General features: G+C 65.0%; 1 protein-coding gene. It reads right to left on the bottom strand.

Going from position 1 to position 337, the window contains the following annotated elements; genetic code table 11:
* Positions 1-205, bottom strand: a 205-nt coding sequence (locus tag ACR6JA_RS23225) for a metal/formaldehyde-sensitive transcriptional repressor (RefSeq protein WP_494599886.1), incomplete at its 3' end; no start/stop codon positions are given.
* Positions 206-337 lie beyond the last annotated feature (132 nt).

Here is a 337-nt window from a genome sequence, read left to right as displayed (position 1 = left end):
ACGGGTCGGCGATATGCGTGCGAACGTGCTCCTCCAGGACTTCTGTCATCAGTCCATTGATGGCCCCCCGCACCGCGGCGATCTGGTGCAGGACTTCGGCGCACCCTTTTTCGGCGTCCAGCGCGCGTTCCAGCGCCTCCACCTGGCCGCGTATGCGGCGCACGCGGCCCAGCAACTTGGATTTTTCGCGGATGGTGTGGCTCACGGCGCGCTCTCGGAGTATGGCATAGGGGGGTATGGTATCAGGAGCGCGTGTCGAAGGCACTTCGCTCAGGCGCGCATCGTCACTGAGGCCCCACCAATGCGGGCATTGGCGAATGCCGATATCCGCTCGGCC

It is taken from the genome of Cedecea sp. B1(4) (assembly GCF_059414925.1).
The sequence above is the reverse complement of the archived record's forward strand: the minus strand, read 5'-3'. Positions and strand labels throughout refer to the sequence as shown.